Below are 22,322 nucleotides of genomic sequence, written 5' to 3'. Positions count from 1 at the left end.
TTATTGGGGTTTCTGCGGTCTTCTTGATGGATGGATTTGGGGCGCAGAAAGTTTCTAAAGTCAGGAGTTCTGAGCGGCTTGCTGGGGGCGCTTTCCGCGCCGTCAGCACAGGCGGAACCTCAAGTAAAGAATGTTCCTGTTCGAGTCAACTACCGGCCCTTGGCCAATCCTATTTCTAATTTGCGCGATCACTATGACGTCATTGTTATCGGTTCGGGATATGGTGGAGCGATCAGTGCCTCCAGACTTGCTGGGCGCTGTTCTGTCGCAGTTTTAGAGCGCGGGCCAGAGCGTCCACCAGGAAGTTTCACAGAAAAGTTTCGCGACATTCGCAAAGACGTTTTATGTGACGAAAATCCATTAGGGCTTTTTGAAATTCATGCTGGTCGTGAAATGGATGTTCTTAATGGCAATGGACTGGGGGGGACCTCGCTAATAAATGCCGGAGCTTTGGTTGAACCCGACATCGACACCATCCGATCTCCCGAATGGCCAAAAGCTTTGGTTCAGGAAGTGCGTGCAGGTGTTTTTCAAATCTATTACTCCCGCGTTCGCCAGATGTTACAGGGGCATTCCTTTGATCCGGAACGTATGAGCAGTGCGAAGGTGCGGGCCCATGCAGAGGCCTCAGACACATTGGGCGCCCCGATCAGATATCCTCCGATTGCAGTGAATATGTACGGCGCTCAAAGCCAGCAGAAGAATGTTCAGCAGCCCAAGTGTATCGAGTGCGGGAATTGTTGTTCGGGTTGTAACACTGGTGCAAAGAACACCTTAAATATGAATTATTTGCCACTGGCGAAAAATCGCGGGGCGGAAATCTATACGCAGATTGAAGTTATGTGGGTTCAAAAGAAGTCAGATCATGACTATCTGATCCACTGTGTGCATACTTCTGAAGAGGGTCGTCGCACTCGCAGAACTCTTCGGGCAAAGAACGTGATTGTTTGTGCTGGTACTATGGGAAGTTCCAGAATACTTATGAACTCACGTGATAAGGGTTTAAGTGTTTCATCATTGCTTGGGCGAAGATTTTCCGGCAATGGTGATGTGTTGGGGCTTTCGTTCAATACGGCATATCGGACGAATGCCATTGGCTTTTCTTCGGCAAGTCAGGTGCGCGTGGATATGAAACCCGGAGCCGTGATTTATTCTGTGGCGGATTATCGCAATCGCAAAAACCTTTTTGATCGTTTCATTATTGAGGAAGGAACTTTCCCCGGAGCTTTCACGATTCCATTGCGGCTAGCGATGGGGATCGCGAAGTTTCGCCTGTCATTCGCGCGCTTTCTGCGGGTTAGTCGGGATGTGACATTATCCAAAGACATTGAAAAAGGAGCCTTGAACTATTCGATGGTGTATTTGGGTATGGGTCATGATCGCGCCAACGGAAAACTGCAGCGCGATCGCAAAGGACGCATGCGTGTACGCTGGCCTGAAGTAAAGCACGATCCGATTTATTCCACGATTGACCGGGCGATGCGAAAGCAGTCACGGGCTTTAGGTGGAAATTTTGTGATGAATCCACGGACCTTGATTGTTAATGGAAAAAACCTGGTGACGGTTCATCCCTTAGGGGGCTGCGTGATGGCGGACTCCGTGCAGTCTGGAGTCGTCAACCACCTGGGGCAGGTGTATCAGGCTGACGGAAGTCTGCACGAAGGGCTTCAAGTGCTGGATGGATCTATCGTCCCTACAGCACTGGGGGTTAATCCTCTTTTGATGATTTCAGCTTTGGCAGAACGTGCAGTGGAGCGGATCCGTCTCTGATGCTGGTTCTTGCCTTGTTCTGTGCGTTTAAAAGAGCTTTGTTTTTTTCAATCCATGGCAGGAAGCGTGGCAAGTGTGTTGCAATCACAAGACCGCTGCACGTGCTCATGATGTCGGGGCCTACGGTAGTTGAGATGATACCAACTTGTTGGAATTCACCGTTCACACCATAGAAAACCGGACCGCCTGAATCACCTTCACAGGCACCCTTAATCTGTCCATTGGCCATGATCATAGTTCCGATTTGTCCTTTGTAGTCGATCTGAATTTCGGAGTTTTCTTTTGCCGTAAATCGCAAATAAGTCTGATCGATGCGGGTCTCTTTGGTTTTGCCAAAGCCCGCTAAAATGGTAAATGGATCCGCTTCGGATTTACCGTCATAAAGTTTTACCGGAGCATACTCTTCGGGCACTGCGCGCTCCAATTTTAAAAGAGCGATATCAGAAAACACTTTTGCATCTGGTTTGTTATAGTCTTCATGGATCACCCATTTGGTGACCGGGATGTTGAATTTCTCGCGCTCATAGCCAGATTCCGGGGACATGTTGATGTTCGGAATCACATAGTAATTTTTAATCACGGTTTCAAAGCAGTGAGCCGCAGTTAGCACGATGTCTTTATCGATCATTGTGCCCGAACAGTAGCCTCGGCCACCTGTTTGTGTAGTACCCAAGATCAGAACAACCTTTTTAGCCAACACGTCGCCAGCGTTAACATCAGTTCCACCTACGATGGCATGGGAATACGGAGTCGCAAGACTTGCCATGACTGCCAATAGTGCTGCTAAAGTGGGCAGTGACGCCCTTGGCGGCGATTTTGTCAAAAAACTAGTCAAATGCTTCAATAGGTTACATCTCATGACGTTCTCCATCCACATGTTGGATACTTATCAAAGTTCATACCTGAGAGGGGCTAAAGACCTAGAGCTGTGCCTTAAAGAAATGCGATTTTTCTGCGAGTTTTTCCATGTATTGGCGCACGTCTTCTTGGGCTTCCGAAGAAAGCTTTTTGAAGGGCACAATATGTTCATCCGGAACGTAGCGGAATGTGAAATTTATTCTTCTGGTTTCGAAATTTGAAATCTCGTTCAAGGGGAAAACAAGGTCGTTTTTTTCTTCCACGCGTTGCACGCGGTGGAAAAGTTGTTTTTTGAATTTCTCTCCACCAAAGATTTGCAGGGAGCAGTCATCCAGCCATTGCTGTAAAACTACGTCGGATTTGGATTCGGTTCCCTTGCTGGATACGAACTGGAAAAGAGCGCGCTCACCAAAAGAGATGGAGGCCACAGGGCCTGGTTCAAAATCTTTGTGCTCGCCCACGCGTGCGCAGTCGACTTTTTTGCCGTCTTCCTGAACTTGATTGCCATAGTAATTAATCAGGCAGGTATTGAGTGTCCAACCACGGGGAATATCACGTGGGTCGAACTTCTCTTTCACTAAGCTTTCAATTTTATTAACCAGGTATTCCAAAACCGGCGGGTACTTTTCACCAGTGACGCAGCGATTGTAGATGCCTTTGGGTGGGTGATAGTAATTCAAGCAGGCAAATTGCCAGTTCCCTAACCAGTAAACCGGGCGCAAAAGCGGTCTTTGCTTTTGGTTTTCCGGGGGAGGGTTGTTTTTGGAATAGCGCATTTCCCAGATGGGATACAGGGTGCTCAGGTATTTTAAAATCTCTTCTTTTTCGCGGGCTGTGATGTAGTTCTGTTCGTAAATCAGATTGGCCGTGGATTTGCGCTCGTCGCCATTGCGAAGACCGGGTTTACCTCCACGGGAATTGTTTTTAAATGCGGGGCCCTTGCCCTGAGATTTACCTTTGGCTTTGAACATAGGCTAAGTATTTAACATAAAGGGGCTTTTGCTGCCAATAGCCGTGCTGTTAAAGGGATGACAGGGGGCCGCCAATCCGCTAAAAAAGGCTTTTGGAGTGAAAAAATGACAGCACCTGTACAAGCTAAACTCGGGCCTCAAGAAAAAGACCTTCTGATCAAACAGATCCCTGCGCTTAAAGGCAGAAAGATCCTCATTATCGGGGACGTTGGATTGGATGAGTACGTCATGGGGCAAGTTCGTCGCATCAGTCCTGAAGCTCCGGTTCCAGTTTTGGAAGTTGAAGAAGAAGACATGCGTTTGGGCCTGGCTGCCAACGTTGCGCAAAACGTGGCAAGTCTTGGTGGCACTCCGATGATGGTTTCTGTTGTCGGTGAAGACACGGGCGCGGATATGTTAAAAGAGCTTTCTGCAAAAAATGGTGTCAGCTGGGAATACATGATTGTTGATAAGGCTCGTCCTACGACACGCAAAACCCGCGTGATGGCAAAACAACAACAGATCGTGCGCGTCGACTATGAAATGAGAAAGTATCTTTCCGAAGAGACTGAAGCACGCCTGCTTGCGATGGTGGAAAAAAATGTTGCGCACGCGGATTGCGTGATCATCGAAGACTACGCTAAAGGCGTGATCTCTCGTAACGTGGTTCAAAAAGTTTCTGAGATCTGCAAAAAAGCCGGCAAAAAGCTGATGGTCGATCCGCATCGTAATAATCAAGGTTCGTTCTATCAAGGCGTTGATTTGATCAAGCCAAACTACGACGAAGCTGTAGTATTGACGGGAATGGATTTCGACGATCTGAAAGGCAACCCAAACAAAGTTGTAGACGTCGGCCGTGCCTTGCAAAAAATCACTGGCGCCAAAGAAGTGGTTCTGACTCGCGGAAAAGACGGCATGACCATTTTCTCGGGCGAACAAATCACTGAAGTTCCAACTTACGCACAAAAAGTATTCGACGTAACTGGTGCCGGTGACACAGTCATCGCGGCCCTTGCTTTAGGCTTGGTATCCGGCCTTTCTTTGGTTCACAGCTGCATGCTAGCCAACAACGCCGCAGGCGTCGTCGTCGGCAAAGTAGGCTGCGTCCCATGCGAAATCCCAGAGCTCATCGAATACATCAACGAAGTCCACTAGAAAGTACGCCGTACCTTTTTTGGATGCGGCGATTCGGCCGGAGCGTATTTGATGGAGAAGTCTTACAAAGTAAATTCCAAGCTTTTGCCTCCGAATTTTCCTCGGCAATTTGATGCCCATATTTACTTTAGTGAAGAACAAAGAGAATTCGCAGAAGCGCTTCGTAACAAGGCGATTGTCTCATTCAAAGATCAAGAGGTCTTCACAGGTCAGTTGATTCCTGAACCAATTGGTCCTCATCCCACTCCCATGTTTGAAATTAATTTTCCCCGGGAGAAGTTCACCGACGTGGTATTATGGTTAATGCACGAGCGCGGTGAATTGTCTGTGCTGGTGCATGAACTCGCTGGCGATGACCTTTACGATCACACGCAGGCGGCGATGTGGTTAGGTAAACCGATCGAATTAAAACTCGAGGCGTTCAAAGACTAAGCCCAATGGATGGGAGGCCCTGGTTGATAACTCCTGATTCAAATCTTTATAAAAATATTGTGACCACCTGGAAAGCTCCAGGGGAGCAGTGGCTTTCCCGTTTGCCAGAGCATCTTCGTAAAATCGAATACCTTTGGGGTCTGGAATCTATTCAGCCGCTGGATAATTTGTCATTTCACTATGTGGGTTCTGCAAAAAGAAAATCTGATGGTCAAAGTGTGATTATAAAAACCGGCTGCGATATTGAGTCCCTGGATCGCGAACGTCAGTGGTTAAGACATTTTTCTGGAGTGGCGGCACAGGTACTGGAATCCGATAAGAATCTGGGTGCCACGATGCTGGAGCATTTACAGCCGGGACAAACATTAAAGCAAAGTCGCGAGCTGGATGATGATCAGCAAACTATCATTATGGCAGGGCTTATTCATGAACTGAATTCGCGCTCGATTATCAGTGGTGCTTTCAAACATGTCGCAGACCTCGCGAAGGATCTGGACGTATTGGAAGGCGCTGTCGATGCACGCATGTTATCCAAAGCTCGTGGGATTATTAGTGAACTGACTTTCGATCGCACTCAGGATCGCCTGCTGCACGGTGATCTTCATCACGACAATATTCTGAAACATAAGACTTCATGGAAAGTTATTGATCCCCACGGCTACATCGGTGATCCGACGTTTGAAATGGCAGTGATGATGTACAATCCGTTGGATGCCTATCCCACCAATCGACCGCTCAGAAAAACATTGGAGCGTCGTATGTCGATTCTCAATGAGTACATCGGCTTTGATCTGCAGCGAATGAAGGCCTGGGCCTTTGCTGCCGCAATGATTTCAACGGCTTGGGATTATGGTGATACGAAAAAGATTTTTGGCATTCCATTTTTGGTTGCTCAAGAGTTGCGATCCTGATCAGATGATTCCATCAACATTTTGAGGGAGCACCTGATGAACGTTATTGCTGCATTCGTACTGCTATTCTTCTCTTACTCAATCGCTCAGGCAGCAGATCCATTTGATTCTTTTATGGGAAATTATGTGATCGACGGCAAACCTCGTATCAAGGAATTTAATTCCAACTATTGCATTCTCTATAGCTTTAGTGGACTCACAGGGATCACTGTAAAACCTGGTGAAGCAAAGTTTGAATCTCACATGGTTCATTTTATTTCCACCTACAAATCGGTCAGACATTCTGTCATGAATTATGAAACTCGCAATGACCGCGATACGGCGGGATCATTTGCAGTCACCTCTGGTGGTGAAGGTTGGGCTACGAATGTTCGTGGCACTTGGTCCATCGGAAACAAATCAGGAGTTCGAATTCGATTAATGCGCACCGAGCGTGGGGCCGTGGTGGCTTTGGACGATGAAACCAGTCGCGGAGGGGTGACTAAGAAAGCCTGCTATTACGAAGCGGATTTGGTTAAAGTAGCGGAATAAAAGGCGCTGGTTGATAGCAGCGCCCTTGAGGTTTTACTTTCTTTGCAAGAATTCCATTTGTACGGGTTTTACATAAATTGTTTTACTTAGAACTGGCGCTCGGAAGTAACCCAAGTTAGAAACCTCAGTCAAATCGATCGACATTTCAAAATCGCTATAATTTACAGAATTAAAGCATGATCCAGCGGCTTTCAAAAGGCCGTTTTTAATTTGAAATTTGCCATTACAGTTTTTGTTTCCCCATGCCGATTTTTGCGAGAGATGAACAACTCCATCGCTTGTGAAAGTAACGGTGTTTTCATCTCCCAGATCATTTGTGGGACCTGTAATGATATATGTTCCCAAGAGTGTTTCTGCCGAACCAACTTGCCCGCCTCCCGCAAAGCTTTGAACGGTCATCAATGAGACCAACACAGTAATTCCAATTTTTACGATGGATGATTGCATAGGTATTTCCTTTGTTATGGGTTTAAGAAAATCCCATCGGCCTCGCGTGAGCGGTAACTCAGAATTCTCTTTCCTGTTTGGCTTTTCAATGGACGTGCCAAACTCAGCAGCAATATACACAGACAAAGTAATTTGTAAATCGATGAGGCACTTGTCAGTGGTGCCGACATTCAGTCTTCGTGAACCGGTTGTATACCTTACGGGTACTCAGATTTCAGTTTGACTGAGTTGAATCCCAGTGTTGGACTTTTCCTTTGAGGTTGAGCTGATGGCTGTTAGCAAGAATGCACCTGTAGTTTATGATTATCTGGATATAACATTTTATCTTCAAGACTATTACAAGTTCAGAAAGTCTACGGAGAAATCATTCTCCTATGAATCCTGGAGCCAAGAACTTCAGATTAATAGCAGATCTTTTCTAAGACTGGTTGTCATCGGGAAAAAGAGAGTCTCGGATCATTTCGTGGAAGAGTTTAGTCGTCTTAACTTTGCGACCAAAAATGAAGAAGAGTACTTTGCATATCTGGTGAAGTATTCGCGAGCTTCTACCCAAAAAGACAAACAAGCTTTTGGAGCTGAACTTTTGCGGATTCTTAAGACAAATACTCAACAAACGACCGTTCCCGAATTTACTGATTTCATTTCAAGTCCAATGCTGCCTCGTCTTTTGACTCTTTTGAGTTTTAAAGATCTGCCCTTAACGGCGCAAACATTTACGACGTTGCTGAAGTTGCCAGAGGGTGAAGTAGTGTCTGCTCTCAATAAGCTGGAAGAAATGAAGCTTGTCTGTAAAGAGGACAAAGACGGAAAGATCCATTGGCAGAGTCTTAATAGCAAATTCAAGGTCCAAGATAAAAAGGGCAGCGTTGATCTAATGAAGTTTCATCGACAAAGCCTGTTAGAGGCAATTGAAGCCTTTCACCTACCTCTCGATCTACGACGCTATAAAAGCCTTTTGTTGCCATTCTCCGAGCAGGAATTGAAGCTCTTTTATGAGGCCATGGACACTTTCGCAAGTGAGCAATTCGTTCGCTTTAGCGGTGATGAGTATGAAGGACGCCGCTTGTTTCAGATCAATTTAAATGTCCATCCAGTGGCTGAGTTGTGCCAACCTCTGGTCAAATAAGCAATTTTTGCAAGAAAGGCTCTTTTTAAGGGCTTTTTTTAATGGCTAAAGCGCTGAAATCATAGGATTTGCTAGAAGATCCAAGGGGCCTGTGCTACAAACCCGGCACACATAATCCTTTATCAACGGGACCACGAAAGTCCCAGCTGTAACAAGCATGGCTGTAATAAGCCGAGGAGCCCTTAGATGGAATTGAACGAAGCGACTACAAGCGCTACTCTTGCGCCAATCAACTATACTGACGACAACGTCGCAAAACCCCTGGAAAACAAAGCTGCAAATTTCTACTCCATGACTTTGGAAGATTTGAAAGCTTATCTAAAAGGCAAAGGCAAAGAGCAATTCCGTGCTCAGCAAATTTTCAAATGGGTTTACGAACAACGCGTGACAGATCCGGAGCAAATGACAAATTTGTCCAAGGACTTCCGCGCTGAACTTCCAAAACTACTTTCTTTCGAGCTTCCTAAAACTTTGACTCACTTGAAGTCCGTGGATGGAACGCAAAAATTCCTGTTCGACATGGGCGATAACCAAAGTGTTGAGTCCGTGGTAATTCCTTCCGAAGGTCGTCTGACTCTTTGTATTTCCTCTGAGGTCGGTTGCAACATCGGTTGTAAGTTCTGCTTCACTGGTAAGCAAAAATTGAAACGCAGATTGCGCACTGAAGACATCGTCGGTCAGTTCATGCAGGTTCATGATTCATTGGCGGAAGGCCAACGCATCACGAACATCGTATTCATGGGTATGGGCGAGCCGTTGGATAATCCGGAAGCTGTATTTAAAACTATCGACGTGATCCATTCTCCATGGGGTATTAACTTGTCCCGTAAGAAAATCACTGTTTCCACTTCCGGTATCGTGCCTGAAATGTGGCGTATCGCGGATGCGAAGGTTCGTTTGGCAGTGAGCTTGAATGCTCCGACTGACGAGATCCGCACGCAAGTGATGCCGATCAATAAAAAATGGAACACGACAATGTTGTTGGATGCTTGTAAGCAGTACACCGACAAAACTGGCGATAAAGTGACATTCGAGTACGTGATGCTTAAAGGTGTGACGGATTCGATCGAAAACGCCCGTCAGGTTGCGAAGCTGACTCGTGGTGTGCCTTGCAAAATCAATATCATCCCGTTCAATGAACATCCAGGTGCTCCCTACGAGCGTCCATCTGATGAAACTATCGAGGCGTTCCATACAGAACTAAACCGTTTGGGTTGCCACGTTCTTCTTCGTCGTTCTATGGGTCGTGATATCTTTGCGGCTTGTGGTCAGTTGAACAGCACGCACAAGGAAGAAAACGCGACGATGGATATCTCCAATTCTCAATTGGCGGGTATGCCGAAATCAAAACGTCAGTTGATGGCAGAGCATAAAGCGGAGCATACCGCTAAGAACGCGGCTTTTGCTGCAATGAGCTTTGAAAACGAAACAGAACTTAACTAGTCTCAAGCCGCGCTTTGAAGATATCAAAGCGCAAATCACCCGGAGAAATACAAAATGTCTGAAATTTTAGTAGTAGGAAGCCTAGCATACGATTCAATTCAAACTCCATCAGGTAAAGCGGACCGCGCTTTGGGTGGTTCTGCGAATTACTTCTCATTGGCAGCCTCTTTGTTTTCCAAAGTGCGTGTTGTCGGTGTTGTGGGCGAGGACTACGATCAAAAAGACTATGATCTTTTGAACAACCGTGGTGTTGATTTGACGGGTCTTTCCAAAGTTCCGGGCAAAACGTTTCACTGGGCGGGTTCCTACGAAGGTGACATGAACGAAGCGAAAACGTTGAACACCGAGTTGAACGTTTTTGAACACTTCAATCCACAATTGCCAGAACACTACAAAGATTCTTCTTTCGTATTCCTGGCAAACATCGCTCCGGAACTTCAATTGCAGGTTTTGTCACAAGTGAAACAACCTAAGTTTGTCGGTCTTGATACAATGAACCTTTGGATCAACATCAAAAAAGATGCTTTGATCGAAGTGGTAAAAAAAGTGAACCTGGTTTTGATCAATGAAGGCGAAGCAAAAATGCTTACGGGCGCTGCGAACGCGATCTCTGCAGCTCCAATGATCACAGCGATGGGTCCATCTACGGTTGTTATCAAGCGTGGCGAGTACGGTTTCGCTATGTACACTAAAGAAGCTGGCTACTTCATCCTGCCTGCAATGCCGATCCCAACTGTGATCGATCCAACAGGCGCAGGTGACACATTCGCCGGTGGTTTCTTCGGTTACATCGCGGCACAAAAAGAAATTCCAACTTTGAATACTTTGAAACAAGCCTGCATCATGGGTTCCATGATGGCATCTCACACGATCCAGGATTTCTCTGTGAAGGCTCTTTCCAAAGTAACTCTTCCAGATTTGGAAAAGCGTCTGGCGGAATACAAAAAAGTTATCACTGTTTAGTGTTTCACTAGATGAAAATTTGATTCCCAAAAGAGCTCTGTTAAACAGGGCTCTTTTTTTGGCATATTTACCCCAGCGCTCCGCGACAAGTATTGTTTGCGGTTAGCCCCAGTGAAATCCTTGAAGGACTAAATTTAAAACAAAGGAATGTTTTATGAAAAGTCTTATGCTTGCATTGGGAGTATTGGTATCAACTACGATGGCATTTGCATCACCGGTTGAAGTTTCGGTTGGAAAGTCTGTGCGTTGGACAGTTCCTGCTCAAGGTTATTCTTGTTTCTCAAAAAGAATGGCAGCCCAAGAAGGAAAAACAGCAACTCCAGACGTTGAGGGTGCTTACTTCACAGTACCTAAAATGACTTTTCAAATCGCCGATAGTTCACGTCATACATACATCAACGCGATTAAGATTTTTTATAAAACTCCAAGAGGTGGCGAAAAGAGCTGTGTCTTTGGGGGAGACCAATTGGCCGCGCTCAGCGATTTCTGGTGGAAAAATGAAAACAAGCAGGCTTTGATTAGAGCTAATCCTACCAGCGGCCGCGAATTGGAAACTCATTGTCCAGTTAGCTGTGGTGGTGTTGAATTCGACTCGGGAGAGTTTAAGGCACCGGCAACAGTGAGAGTCTATGGATATACGCAAAGCCAAACCAATGAAGATGATCAAGAAGGATTTGTTGCAACGACTCACTTTGAATTCGGCTCTCAATACTAATTAAGATTCAATTTTGAAGAATAAAAAAAGGCAGGAGTGATCCTGCCTTTTTTATTTGGGATAGTCTTTGCCTTTTACGGGAGGGGTTAGACTAGTTCGATCCCGACGGGAATATTGCCGCGAGTGGCGTTGGAATACGGGCACACCTTGTGGGCCGTCTCCAGAAGTTGTTGCGCGATATCGCGTTCAACACCTTCGATTTTCGCACGAAGTTTTACTTCCAATGCAAATCCACCAGCACCGTTCGCGCCAATGCCGACTTCGGCAGTCACAGTAGATGTTATTTTCGTCTTCTTCTGCATGGCCACGAAGTTCAGCGCGCTATCAAAGCAGGCTGCGTAGCCCGCTGCAAACAGCTGCTCGGGATTGGTAAAGGCTCCACCAGATCCGCCCATTTCTTTGGGAATACGTACTTCAAGATTCAGGACACCGTCAGAGCTTTCTACCCTGCCGTTTCGTCCCCCAGTTGCCGTGGCAGCTGCACTATAGAGCTTACTCATGATGACCTCCTTCTAAGGTTTTTCTCATTTGCTCGTTTAACTTATTCAAATTTTTATAGATCGCCAGCAATTCAGTTCGGTTGCATTCGACATTGCAAAGCAATTTGTCGGGCACTGAAGTGAAATGCTTTTCCAGCTTGCGACCTTCGGTAGTTAAGTGAACTTCCACAGTGCGCTCGTCTTTGGCAGAGCGTTTGCGAGTCACCCAACCACGGGTTTCCATGCGTTTGATCAGGGGAGTAACCGTGCCCGTATCCAGCAGCAGAAGATCGGCGATCTCCGTCACTTTGCGTGGCGCCTTTTCCCACAAAACCATGAACACCAGATACTGCGGATACGTCAGATCAAAAGCTTTAAAGTGCTCGGCATAAAGCTGAGTGATCAGGCGGGAAGCCGCGTAGATCGGGAAACAAAGCTGGTTTTTCAAAAGCAGTTTCTTGTTCATGCCCTGATTCTACGCTGTTTTATGTTGTGTGCAATTAAATTGCATACAATATAAAAATAATACAATCGGGGTCCTGCGCCAAGCGTGGGGAAAAGGTCGCGCAGGTACGGACACACTTTTGGTAGCGAGCGAGCGTCATAAATCAGCTAGGAGATCGAGCCATTTTGAGACGGAAATGTGAGATCTGTAGTGCAGTGCTGCTACCAAAAGTGTGTCTTCACCTCTGGCGCGACCTTTTGAACTCTCTTGGCGCGCAACTGGGGCGACATGGGGCTGGACGTTGAGCCAGTTAGGTGGAATCCGGTGGGTGGTCCTTAAGAGAAGTTGAGGAATTTCCGATAATTCCAATAGTATGTCGAAACGAAAAAAGAAATCTTCAGCAGCGGAAAATCTGATTGAATCACTGATGGACGACGTCCGTGGTATTCAAGAGGAAGGTTCGTTCCATAAGGATGGAAAACAGGCGGCCGATGAGCCGACGAATTTCCGTCAGGCGCCTTCTGCCAGTGCAGATGGTGATGAAGATATGTGGTCAGGCCTTGAAAAAGACGTCGGTGCTGAAATCGATGAGTCTGAATTCAATGGCGGCGTAGACCAGTACACCAGCGAAGAGCAGGGTGACGACTATAACCACGAAGTTGTCGAGGAGTTTACTTCCGGTGACGAGATGCTGGATGGTGAAAAACCAGTAGGTTTCGATGTTCCTCCGCGTCCGCAATATGAAATGCCAGCACAAGAGCGCTATGATGGTCCTTCCAGCGAAGGTGACTATCAGGCGATCGACAGCATTGATGATGATCATGTTGTGGAAATGCCTCAACCCGTGTCTTCTTACCAAGACGACTTTACCAGTCCGGTAGAATCATTGGCAGCATCCATGGGCGAGGATTCAAAAGAAGATAAAACTGTGTCCATTCAGGATGCAGGTCCCTCCAGTTCACACACTTCAGCAACTAACACAGATGCGGATCGCACTTTGGCGGTTTCTGGATTTGCGAATGCCCGGTTGGGTGCGCGTAAGTCTCAAAACGTGGATGTGAAAGTCAGTGTTGGTAACTTCCGCGGAAGCAACCGTGCGGGTTCTGCTAATGTTATGACTTCCGTGGATGCGAGCCTGGCTCAGGCCGAAAACCTGAAGCTTGCCCAGCAGCGCATTCTGGAGCTTGAAAAAGAAGTTGAATTCTTGCGCAGCGAGAATGAGGAGCTGGCATCAGCCGGCGAAATCATTCGTACTCGTACTGACGAGTTGGGTGTGCGTATTGTCGCTGTGGAGAAAGAGAAAGCGGAAGACCGCGAATCCTATCAAAGCGAAGTCCTGATCCTGAAGGGTAATCTTCAGTATAAGGAAAATGAAGTTGCCAAAGCCCGCGTGAAAATCGACGAGCTGGAAACTCGACTTAAATCTGATTTCAAAAAGATCCGTGTTCGCGAGCGCGAACTGGAAAATCGTCTAGAGCTTTTGCGTGCTGAAAAGGCGGCATTAGTTCGGTCCAAAGATGAGTATATTCTAGACCAAAAAAGAAAGATTGATCAGCTTTCCCAGGAACTCGATAATTATCGTAATAAGTGTCTTGAGTTGAACAAGACTATCGAGGGGAATCAGGACCAATTCAAACGTACAGAGCGTGCTCTACGTTTGGCGCTTTCTAATTTGGAAGTCAAAGAAGAAGGCATCCCGACTCCTCTCAAAAAAGCTGAGTAGGAATTCATGGAACCCACATCACCGGTAGAGTCCAGCGAAGGCGTCGCCGTCGTAGCGAAGCCCGCACCTGTTAAAAAAATCAAGGTGGTTATCAGTGATTTGCATTTGGGCAAGGGTCGTCTATTGCCTGAAGGTGGGATCAACTCTTTGGAAGAATTCTACTACGGTGACAAGCTGGTGGAGTTCATTCATTACTATTCGACAGGCGTGTATCGTGACTATGAAGTTGAGTTGATCATCAACGGTGACTTCTTTAATTTCCTACAGTGCGATTACAAGGGCCATTTCCTGTCGGTGATTACCGAAGCGGTGACCCTGGATATCTTGAAAGATGTCGTCAAGGGTCATGAAAACGTATTCAAAGCCATGGCCGAGTTCGCAGCCAAGCCAGGTAAGTCCATCACTTATATCGTGGGCAATCATGATCAGGGAATGCTGTGGCCGGCTTGTCGTGCCTTTGTAAATCAGGTGATCGGTGTGCCAGTGCGCTTTAAAAACATCGTTTACTTCTTTGATGGTGTGCACATCGAACACGGGCACATGCATGAAGCCGCGAATCGTATGGACCCCAAAAAGTTTTTCCTGAAAAAGAATCTGGTGGAGCCAATTCTGAATCTGCCGTTCGGTTCCCATTTCTTTTTGGAAGTCGTCTTAAAGATCAAGCAGACCTATCCCCACGTGGATAAAATTCGTCCATTCGGCAAGATGGTGCGTTGGGCCTTGCTGAACGAGACATCGACCATGGTTAAAGCGTTCTTTATGGCGTATAAGTACTTCTTCAAAAGTGCCTTCGTTAAGGATCCGCGTCGTAACTGGCCGTTTAAGCGTATTGTTCAAGTCATCCTGGAGAGCGCAATCTTTCCGGATTTAAGTGAATCAGCGCGTAAAATTCTTGGCGATGACCGAGTGCATACGGTGGTTTTTGGACACACCCATGTGTACCAGTACAGGCAATGGTCTGAACACAAAGAATATTTTAACACAGGAACGTGGACTGAGATCACTTCTTTAGATATCGTGTCTCTTGGAAAAATCACGAAACTGACCTATTGCCTGATCGAATATCCTGAAGACGGCGGCCGTCCCCGTGGACGTCTGAAAGAGTGGAACGGATATCATCGTATCGAGGAAGACGTCGCGATTTCGTAGTTTTTCCGACAACCGCTGTTGGAAAGAGAAATCACGATGTTGGAAATCACACAGGCCAAGTTTACCAATCCCGAAAATCTTATTCAGGAATGCCAGTCTTCTTTGAAATTGTTTTTGCAAAGAAAAGAGATCGGCTTTCCGCAATTGGTTGAGCGTATCAACCTATGGCAGCAATCCCACAAAATGGGTGCCGAGTACGCTTCAAAATTCAAAAAGCTTGTGATCGTGGGCTTGGGCGGCAGTTCCTTGGGAACTCGCGTGATCCGTGAAGTCTTCAATGCCAACAACATGTTCTTCGTTGATAACGTTGATGCCCTGGTTTTTGAAACCTTGATTGATGAATTGGGTGATCTGAAAGACGTCGCTTGGGCGTTTATTTCAAAAAGCGGAACGACTATTGAGTCTTTGTGTGCATTGGAACTTTTGGATCAAGTGTACAAAGAGGAAGGTCTTCATCTTCCTTCAAACTCCATCGTGATCTCTGAAACAAAATCGAGCTCTTTGACGGACTGGGCCCGCAAGCACAAGGTTCCGGAATGTGAAATTCCTCTTGATGTTGGCGGCCGCTTTTCTGTTCTTTCACCAGTGGGCATGTTTCCGGCGGCTTTCCTTGGTTTGGATCTGGAAAAATTCCGCGTGGGTGCAAAACGTGCGTTGATGGATACAGCGACGGTCACTCAAACAATGGCACAAGTGGTTCAGTCTTACGGCCGTGAAGAGTGGATTACGTTGTTGTGGTCTTATAACTCCCGCATGAAAGATTTCGGTGGCTGGTACGCTCAATTATGGGCAGAGTCTTTGGGTAAGCCAGTGACTCGCGCAGGAACACCGGCACCACGAGTTTCCACTCCGATCGCAGCTATTGGTGCTTCTGATCAGCACTCGATCCTGCAACAAGTGATGGAAGGTACAAAAGATAAGTTCGTGATCTTCCAACGTGTGGATGAGGCTGAAGGCGGCTCGATGCGCATTCATAATCCTCAATTCAAAGAAACGATGGATTTGAAGGATCGCACTATGGGCGAGCTGCTAAGAGCGGAAGCTTTGGCAACACAAGAAGCTTTGGTTGCGAATGGCGTATCGACCATGACTTTGAAAGCGAAAGCTTTGGATGAAGAGACTTTGGGTTACCTGTTTATGTTCTGGCAATTGGTTGTGGCAGGCTTGGGCGAATACCTGAAAATCGACGCCTTCAATCAGCCGGGCGTTGAAGCTGGTAAAGTTTTGGCGAAGGCGAAACTTAAAAAGTAGCTGCCTTGCACTCCGGCTTCGTCGGAGTAAGTCTCGAAAAATTAGTATGATAAAAAAAGGGAGCCCCCGCACGAAGGGGCTCCCTTTTTTATTCTCCTCGGAAGAAGAAAAGCCAGATCAGGATAACAACAAATCCTGGAACGCCAAGTATGTAGAGCAAAATCGGCACGCCAACTTTTCCCTGAATATTGTCCATTACTGACGGTGGATTCTTATGACTTTCCTGGTTTTGACGGTTTTCGATCTCTTGTTGCAATTCAAGATATCGATGGCCCAGTTCAACTCGCTCTTCCCAGGTGGCATTCTTCTCGTATTCCGGCAGCATTTCCATTTCTTCTTCCTTGATGTGGTGCTCGACAAGTTCAGCCAATACTTTTCCCTTCATAGTAAAGGATCTTTCGTCGACGGTTTTACTCATGTCTTTGCAAATTTGTTCAGCCAGGCGGTGCTCCAGTTCGCCTTCAGTGATTTCCAGTGAAAACCCGTGGTTTTTCTTTAAGCATTCGTACCAGATTTCCTGCTCGGGTTTCATGTGGGCCTCAAGCAATGGAGAAAGTTTCTGGAACGCTTCTCGTTTTTCCAGGTAGGGCACGTTTTCATCTTTAAGAATGGCAAGGAGGGACTTCAGCGGTTTGTGATCCGCTTTGATGATTTGAATAATATCATCAGGATGAGATCTGGGTATTTTCTGATGTTCCATCGCAAGTACCTCCTCAGTACGGAGATCATTGCAATCACTGGTCCTGCCTTATCAAGTCGTTCAAATAGAAACTATTAACAATAGAAGTTAGCAGAGCGTTCGGAACAGAGGATAAATGCCCCGAGTTGTGGTTTTTTGGGATTGGCTATCTACTTGGACTTATGCAAGGCGCTTATGTCGGTTAACGTTTTCATAAAAGACTGCAATGACTTTTCATCAAACTTTCGTTCAATGCGATTTTGAAGTTTGTCAAAATAGGAGATAGCAGCCGTTGCGGTGTGGCTGCCTTTGGCAGTCACAGTAAGTATGTAACCACGGGCATCCACTTCATGAATGGATCGCTTGATAAGCTTCTTTTTTTCAAGCGACCGAATGCAGTGGCTGACATTTGCTTTGGGAATTCCAAAAGATTCTTTGATTTGTGTCGGGCGGGCCGATTTGTCTTTTTCAAAAAACATTGAAATCAAAATCAAGGACTCCATCATGCCTACTCCATGACTTTCCAAATCAGCGGATATGGATTGAAATACCTCGTTCGCGGCAACGACCATCTTGAAGCTGGGATTCTGGCTTAGGAACTTCTCTATCTTCATATACTCAAGATAAAGTTTCATGTGAAACTATTCAATGTGAAACATAAGTCTTGCAGGCAAGAATGCGCTTTTCTGAAAATATTTTTCATTTATTATCCGGCTATGACGAAAACTATGAAAGCTCCAATCCCTTTGATGATTTCCTCCCGAATTGAAAACCCTGTGATCGCGGAAGTTCTGGCGATTCTGGCGGGATCGCTGTTGATGGCTCTTTTAGCCCAGATCAGCTTCTATCTGCCCTTCACTCCGGTGCCCGTGACAGGGCAAACCTTCGGAGTTTCATTGCTGGCTTTGCTGTGGGGACGTAAAAGAGCTGTTGCCAGCTTTATGCTGTATCTTACCGAAGGCTATTTGGGTTTGCCGGTATTTGCGCATGGCCAGGCATTCTTGCAGGTGGGACCGACTCTGGGATATTTGGTGGGAATGCTGCCAGCGATTTGGATTGTCGGCGGTCTTGCAGATCGCAGATACCCTAAGACTTTCTTAAAAGCATTGGTGAGTTGTTACTTGGGGTCTATGATGATTTTTCTATTCGGTTTGGCAGGGCTGTCGTACTTTGTGCCTTCCGGTAGTTTAATCGCAACGGGCTTATTGCCATTCCTGCCGGGTGATTTAATTAAAAATATCTTGGCATCGGCTATAGCATTGAAAATGAATGCTTATGCCAAAAAATAGGTTCTGGTTGCTAGCTTCGATACTTATTTTTTCATCAGCGGCTTTTGCCGGCGTGAAGGTTGCGTTCTTCGAAGCAAAAGATTCCTCTGGCCAGCTGATCACAATGGAAGATGGTGGCCGTTTTTATCATGTTGCAATTTCGGTGGATGATAAATGGCTTCATACGCACGTTTATTGGGGTGTTCAATTGATACCGGATCTGCACCAACTTGGGGAACCGGCTTTAATACTAGAAAACGAGAAGAGTCCAGGACTCCAGGAAGCCGACCTAAAGCAGTTCCTAAATCAGAGATATGATTCCACCTACTCATGGAGCAATCCTGATAAAACCTATTGTTCAAAACTTGTTGCGCAGATATTAAATGTGGCGCCGTCGCCAATGACTTTTTCCGGTACGATTTGGAGAGGGAAGACTTCAGGGTACTCGAGAGAGTTGGGAGTTTCCCCGGACGACTTATATAGGGAATTAAAGAAAAGGGGATTTAAACCTGCTGGCGGTCTTTGCCAGCAGGTTTTTAAAAAGTAGATTTTACTTTTTGCCGTACAGGTGCGGAAGATATCCCGCGCCCAAAACACCGGCGTGATTTTTTGTTTTCGCGATTTCGATTTTGCACTCAAGGTCCGTGTTGATTTGACGGATGATCTTGGAGTAGTTCGCTTTCAAATCTTTGAAATACAGATCTTTGATTTTAATCAAACCACCGCTGATAAAGATTTTTTCCAGGTTAAAGGCCAAAGAAAGATTGTGGCACAAGACTGCCAATGCAAAGGCCATATCCGAATACAGCACATTGTATTTTGGATCTTTTGTATCAACTAAATCCTCGACAGAATTTCCAGTGAAGCCCATTTCCTTTGCACGACGTAAAAGGCCTGTGCCTGAAGAAAGACCTTCAACTGAATAGTGATGAATTTTGTCTGGATTCTTTTTCAATCCAACCATGTCGGCAACAAAGTGACCACATTCAGAACCCATACCACGGCTTTGGCAAGGCATGCCGTTAAAGATGATTCCAGAGCCCACTCCCGTGCCGACAGTGACGACTGCGAAGGAGTTCATACCCTTGGCTCCGCCAACCCAGCCCTCAGCCAATGCTGCTGCTGTGGCATCGTGCTGGAAGTAAACTTTCGTTTTAAATCCACGCTTCACGATTTCTTTTTCAACCAAGTCACGGATTGGAACAACTTTCCAGCCCGGGTAGTTCACGGGATTTACAAGTTTTCCTTCTTCAGCATTTAGCGGGCCCGCACTGGCAAGGCCGATGCCTTTGAATACAGATGCTGAAGTCTCTTTAGGGAAACGATTTTTGAAATCCAACGCGATGTCTGACATCAGATGAATTACGCGTTGCTGAGTCTTTAATGCAGAACCCTCGCGCTTCATATCTACCGGCACTTTTACGAAGTCCAGCATCTCGCCATGATTGTCCAGCAAAGCTGCAGCCAGCTTGGTTCCGCCCAAGTCGAAACCAATGGTATAGGATTTTTTCGTCATAGATTTTTTATTTTTTGTTTTTGAATTGCTCACGGTTCAAAAGTACCAGAGATGAGTACGGAGGCAAGGTCACAGTGAGTGTTCCGTCAGATTTAACGTTGTATTTCATTTCCGTGCACTTGCGTAACTGGCGGCTGTAAGACGGGCCAGTCAGATCGCAGTAGCTGCCCGCAGGCAGGCTCGTTTGCAATTCACGTGTAATTGCGCTGGCAGAGAAATTTAAAGCGACAAAGCCCTGGCTACCACGACTGAAGGAAATGAAGCTTACGTTATCAGTGTTCCAGTTGGTCACGTAAAACGCTTTGTCAGTCAGGTTGCGGAAGTTCACCATCGCAGCCACTTCCGGCAGGCGGTGCTCGCATGTCCAGGGTGCTACGCAAGTATTGTTGTTCGATAGAACATTCAGGGTGCGCAAGTCGGGACCAATAGGAGGGCCCTGATCATAGGAAGTGAAGTCATAGCCAGAGTAAATCTGCGGATATCCATAAGGATATGCCAGCATATAAACCTGAGCCAGGCGATAGATATTCTGGTCGGCGCCTGTGTAGCGAAGAATATTGGCATCGCCCGTTCTTTCAAGGTCATGGTTGGTCACAAATACTAAAGAGTGTTCGCTATCGGGAAGACCACGGGAAAAGTTCAACAGATTGCCAAGGCCGCCAAACTTGATGCTGCCACCAAGGATGAAAGGATACTCGTAAGCTGTTACATCGCCGCCACCAAAGTATTCGTTGTAGCTGATGGGACCGCCGTTTTCATGAATGATTTCCTGAAAGACATAGGCCGGGCGTTTCATTTTACGCACGATTTGCGCAATGTCTTTGGCTGGAATGTGTTTAGCAGCGTCGATGCGGAAACCTGAAACTCCCAAATCCAGCATGTGGTTCAGATATTCGGCAATCGTTTGCTGAACTTTCGGAGCCCCGGTTGCCAAATCGGCAAGGCCCACCAGTTGGCAGTTTTGCAGCTCATAAAGATCGCGGTAGTTCACGATGTTGTCATTGCCGTTGCGACCGCAGGCATGGAAGTCATTGGAATTATAAAGTCCCGGATATTCTTTGTGAGTAAACTTGGTTCCGGCAAAACCGACACCTTGAGGGAAGCCTGCCATGTGGTTGATAACCGCATCCGCATAAACATCGACACCGGCAGCGTTGCAACGTTTGATCATGTCGGCAAACTCAGCTTCTGAGCCACCGCGGGATTCTAATTTATAGCTGATGACTTGATAGCGCTCCCACCAAGCGCCGTTGTGAACCATGTGTTCGTGGGGAGGAGAAACTTGAACAGCCGAAAAACCAGATGGGCCCAGGTAAACTTCGCACTCGCGTGCAACATCTCTCCATGGCCACTCGAAAAGCTGAACGAATACTGTTCGTGGAGCTGCAAGCGCTGAACTTGTGCCCAACAAAACAGTCAGGAGTAAGATTGAACGTTGCAGCTTTGAAAACACGTGGACTCCTATAGCCTCTGATTTTGTCCCGTTTTCTTATCAAACAGGTGAGCCTTTGTCAGATCAATTTTCAGAGGAACTTTCTGACCCTTGGAAAATTTATCCATGGAATCCGTAATAATTCTCACACTTTGGCCCTCTAATTGGCCGTGCAGCATTTGTTGGCCACCTAAGTTTTCTGACAGCTCTACCGTATAATCACCCAAGGCGATTTCCTGAGCGCTCAGATCGCCTTTATTGATTCTGAAACTTTCAGGGCGAATTCCCAGAACCTGATCCGCTTTTTGGGCTTCTGGCCAAGGAAGGCGTCGCACAACGTTTCCTTCAATGAAATTCATTTCCGGGGAACCGATGAAACTTGCGATGAACATGTTTTTTGGACGGTGATAAATGTCCGTTGGCGTTCCCACTTGCTCGATCACGCCATCTTTAAGAACGGCAATGCGATCGCCCATCGTAGTCGCTTCCATTTGATCATGGGTTACATAGATCATTGTGGACTTGGAATTTTCATGAAGGCGTTTGATTTCCACGCGCATTTGCGTGCGCAGATGAGCATCCAGATTTGAAAGAGGTTCATCAAACAAAATCACTGGAGTTTGGCGAGCCAAAGCACGTCCCAAAGCCACGCGCTGACGTTGACCACCGGAAAGTTCTTTCGGGCGGCGGGCCAGCAGATGAGAGATTTGCAAAAGGTCTGCAATTTCTTTCACGCGTTTTTGGATTTCTGCAGCTGCCAGATTCTTTAGTTTCAAACCGAAGCCCATGTTCGCTTCGACAGTCATGTGCGGGTACAAAGCATAACTTTGGAAAACCATCGCCAGGTCGCGATCTTGAGGCTCCACGTTATTGATAACTTTACCACCCACTTTGATAGTGCCCGAATCCAAAGTTTCAAGACCTGCAAGTGTGCGAAGCAAAGTGGATTTACCACAGCCTGAAGGGCCCACCAGCACCAGGAATTCACCAGCGGCGATATCCAAAGAGATGTCTTTTAAAACTTTTGCAGAGCCAAAACTTTTTGCGCAGTTAGAAAATTCAATAGTTGCCATATTCAC

Annotated in this window: 24 protein-coding genes; 14 read left to right on the top strand and 10 right to left on the bottom strand. The window is 46.5% G+C overall.

Annotated features, from left to right (window positions below):
• The first annotated feature begins 30 nt into the window (after positions 1-30).
• Positions 31-1,770, top strand: a complete 1,740-nt coding sequence (locus ACLVWU_RS15535; RefSeq protein ID WP_413575777.1) for a GMC family oxidoreductase N-terminal domain-containing protein — start codon at positions 31-33, stop codon at positions 1,768-1,770.
• Here ACLVWU_RS15535 and ACLVWU_RS15530 read toward each other — a convergent pair.
• Together ACLVWU_RS15530 and ACLVWU_RS15525 are read right to left on the bottom strand one after the other, a co-directional pair.
• Positions 1,709-2,629, bottom strand: coding sequence for a S1 family peptidase (locus tag ACLVWU_RS15530; RefSeq protein WP_413575776.1), 921 nt, complete (start codon positions 2,627-2,629; stop codon positions 1,709-1,711). The two genes, ACLVWU_RS15535 and ACLVWU_RS15530, sit on opposite strands and share 62 nt — an antisense overlap.
• 61 nt (positions 2,630-2,690) lie before the next feature.
• Positions 2,691-3,599 carry an alpha-ketoglutarate-dependent dioxygenase AlkB gene (locus ACLVWU_RS15525; RefSeq protein ID WP_413575774.1) on the bottom strand — a complete coding sequence of 303 codons (909 nt, stop codon included), beginning with the start codon at positions 3,597-3,599 and terminating at the stop codon, positions 2,691-2,693.
• A 105-nt stretch (positions 3,600-3,704) separates the two neighbouring features.
• Between ACLVWU_RS15525 and rfaE1 the strand changes: the two genes are divergently transcribed.
• Genes rfaE1 through ACLVWU_RS15505 form a run of 4 tightly spaced genes read left to right on the top strand, consistent with a single transcriptional unit; the run spans position 3,705 to position 6,607 of the window.
• Positions 3,705-4,733: a D-glycero-beta-D-manno-heptose-7-phosphate kinase gene (gene rfaE1, locus ACLVWU_RS15520; RefSeq protein WP_413575773.1), complete on the top strand. Its 1,029-nt coding sequence runs from the start codon at positions 3,705-3,707 to the stop codon at positions 4,731-4,733.
• A 51-nt stretch (positions 4,734-4,784) separates the two neighbouring features.
• A complete protein-coding gene (locus ACLVWU_RS15515; protein ID WP_413578803.1) occupies positions 4,785-5,165 on the top strand; it encodes a DOPA 4,5-dioxygenase family protein in 381 nt (126 codons plus the stop codon).
• A 23-nt stretch (positions 5,166-5,188) separates the two neighbouring features.
• Entirely contained in the window at positions 5,189-6,076 is an 888-nt protein-coding gene (locus ACLVWU_RS15510; RefSeq protein ID WP_413575772.1) for an aminoglycoside phosphotransferase family protein, read from the top strand.
• Between the two features lie 36 nt (positions 6,077-6,112).
• Positions 6,113-6,607 (top strand): hypothetical protein, encoded by a 495-nt coding sequence (locus tag ACLVWU_RS15505; protein WP_413575771.1) that lies wholly within the window; start codon positions 6,113-6,115, stop codon positions 6,605-6,607.
• Positions 6,608-6,640: 33 nt separating this feature from the next.
• Here the strand turns inward: ACLVWU_RS15505 and ACLVWU_RS15500 are convergent, their stop codons facing one another.
• Positions 6,641-7,054: a hypothetical protein gene (locus tag ACLVWU_RS15500; RefSeq protein ID WP_413575770.1), complete on the bottom strand. Its 414-nt coding sequence runs from the start codon at positions 7,052-7,054 to the stop codon at positions 6,641-6,643.
• 268 nt (positions 7,055-7,322) lie between these two features.
• Here ACLVWU_RS15500 and ACLVWU_RS15495 point away from each other — a divergent pair, with 268 nt between their 5' ends.
• From ACLVWU_RS15495 to ACLVWU_RS15480, 4 genes are all read left to right on the top strand, one after another.
• Positions 7,323-8,180 carry a TIGR02147 family protein gene (locus ACLVWU_RS15495; protein ID WP_413575769.1) on the top strand — a complete coding sequence of 286 codons (858 nt, stop codon included), beginning with the start codon at positions 7,323-7,325 and terminating at the stop codon, positions 8,178-8,180.
• A gap of 186 nt (positions 8,181-8,366) precedes the next feature.
• The gene (gene rlmN, locus ACLVWU_RS15490) at positions 8,367-9,623 is read left to right on the top strand and encodes a 23S rRNA (adenine(2503)-C(2))-methyltransferase RlmN (RefSeq protein ID WP_413575768.1); all 1,257 of its coding nucleotides are present in this window, start codon (positions 8,367-8,369) and stop codon (positions 9,621-9,623) included.
• A gap of 54 nt (positions 9,624-9,677) precedes the next feature.
• Positions 9,678-10,586, top strand: coding sequence for a PfkB family carbohydrate kinase (locus ACLVWU_RS15485; RefSeq protein WP_413575767.1), 909 nt, complete (start codon positions 9,678-9,680; stop codon positions 10,584-10,586).
• Positions 10,587-10,740: 154 nt separating this feature from the next.
• Entirely contained in the window at positions 10,741-11,301 is a 561-nt protein-coding gene (locus tag ACLVWU_RS15480; protein WP_413575765.1) for a hypothetical protein, read from the top strand.
• An 86-nt stretch (positions 11,302-11,387) separates the two neighbouring features.
• Here ACLVWU_RS15480 and ACLVWU_RS15475 read toward each other — a convergent pair whose 3' ends face one another.
• On the bottom strand, positions 11,388-11,801 hold the full coding sequence (locus tag ACLVWU_RS15475) for an organic hydroperoxide resistance protein (RefSeq protein WP_413575764.1): 414 nt from the start codon (positions 11,799-11,801) through the stop codon (positions 11,388-11,390).
• Complete coding sequence (locus ACLVWU_RS15470) at positions 11,794-12,246, bottom strand: MarR family winged helix-turn-helix transcriptional regulator (protein ID WP_413575762.1); 453 nt, start codon at positions 12,244-12,246, stop codon at positions 11,794-11,796. The genes ACLVWU_RS15475 and ACLVWU_RS15470 overlap by 8 nt, the downstream gene beginning before the upstream one ends.
• Positions 12,247-12,598: 352 nt before the next feature.
• Between ACLVWU_RS15470 and ACLVWU_RS15465 the strand changes: the two genes are divergently transcribed.
• The 3 genes from ACLVWU_RS15465 to ACLVWU_RS15455 are packed head-to-tail and all read left to right on the top strand — an operon-like array spanning position 12,599 to position 16,348.
• Positions 12,599-13,948 carry a hypothetical protein gene (locus tag ACLVWU_RS15465; protein WP_413575761.1) on the top strand — a complete coding sequence of 450 codons (1,350 nt, stop codon included), beginning with the start codon at positions 12,599-12,601 and terminating at the stop codon, positions 13,946-13,948.
• Positions 13,949-13,954: 6 nt separating this feature from the next.
• Positions 13,955-15,097: a hypothetical protein gene (locus tag ACLVWU_RS15460; protein ID WP_413575760.1), complete on the top strand. Its 1,143-nt coding sequence runs from the start codon at positions 13,955-13,957 to the stop codon at positions 15,095-15,097.
• A 36-nt stretch (positions 15,098-15,133) separates the two neighbouring features.
• A complete protein-coding gene (locus tag ACLVWU_RS15455; protein WP_413575759.1) occupies positions 15,134-16,348 on the top strand; it encodes a glucose-6-phosphate isomerase in 1,215 nt (404 codons plus the stop codon).
• A gap of 88 nt (positions 16,349-16,436) precedes the next feature.
• On the opposite strand, the gene ACLVWU_RS15450 is transcribed toward ACLVWU_RS15455, so the two are convergent.
• Positions 16,437-17,048 (bottom strand): hemerythrin domain-containing protein, encoded by a 612-nt coding sequence (locus ACLVWU_RS15450; protein ID WP_413575758.1) that lies wholly within the window; start codon positions 17,046-17,048, stop codon positions 16,437-16,439.
• A gap of 149 nt (positions 17,049-17,197) precedes the next feature.
• Positions 17,198-17,662: a MarR family winged helix-turn-helix transcriptional regulator gene (locus tag ACLVWU_RS15445; protein ID WP_413575757.1), complete on the bottom strand. Its 465-nt coding sequence runs from the start codon at positions 17,660-17,662 to the stop codon at positions 17,198-17,200.
• A 93-nt stretch (positions 17,663-17,755) separates the two neighbouring features.
• On the opposite strand from ACLVWU_RS15445, the gene ACLVWU_RS15440 reads away from it, so the two are divergent.
• On the top strand, positions 17,756-18,316 hold the full coding sequence (locus tag ACLVWU_RS15440) for a biotin transporter BioY (protein WP_413575755.1): 561 nt from the start codon (positions 17,756-17,758) through the stop codon (positions 18,314-18,316).
• Positions 18,297-18,842: a hypothetical protein gene (locus ACLVWU_RS15435; protein WP_413575754.1), complete on the top strand. Its 546-nt coding sequence runs from the start codon at positions 18,297-18,299 to the stop codon at positions 18,840-18,842. Before ACLVWU_RS15440 ends, ACLVWU_RS15435 begins: the two co-directional genes overlap by 20 nt.
• Before the next feature lie 3 nt (positions 18,843-18,845).
• Here ACLVWU_RS15435 and ACLVWU_RS15430 read toward each other — a convergent pair whose 3' ends face one another.
• The 3 genes from ACLVWU_RS15430 to ACLVWU_RS15420 are packed head-to-tail and all read right to left on the bottom strand — an operon-like array spanning position 18,846 to position 22,316.
• The gene (locus tag ACLVWU_RS15430) at positions 18,846-19,811 is read right to left on the bottom strand and encodes an ROK family protein (RefSeq protein WP_413575753.1); all 966 of its coding nucleotides are present in this window, start codon (positions 19,809-19,811) and stop codon (positions 18,846-18,848) included.
• A gap of 7 nt (positions 19,812-19,818) precedes the next feature.
• Positions 19,819-21,264, bottom strand: coding sequence for an alpha-amylase (locus ACLVWU_RS15425; RefSeq protein ID WP_413575752.1), 1,446 nt, complete (start codon positions 21,262-21,264; stop codon positions 19,819-19,821).
• Positions 21,265-21,272: 8 nt separating this feature from the next.
• The gene (locus ACLVWU_RS15420) at positions 21,273-22,316 is read right to left on the bottom strand and encodes an ABC transporter ATP-binding protein (RefSeq protein WP_413575751.1); all 1,044 of its coding nucleotides are present in this window, start codon (positions 22,314-22,316) and stop codon (positions 21,273-21,275) included.
• Positions 22,317-22,322 lie beyond the last annotated feature (6 nt).

The organism is Bdellovibrio sp. HCB290, from assembly GCF_047305925.1.
Lineage (GTDB): Bacteria > Bdellovibrionota > Bdellovibrionia > Bdellovibrionales > Bdellovibrionaceae > Bdellovibrio.
This window is presented reverse-complemented; position numbering and strand designations above follow the sequence as displayed.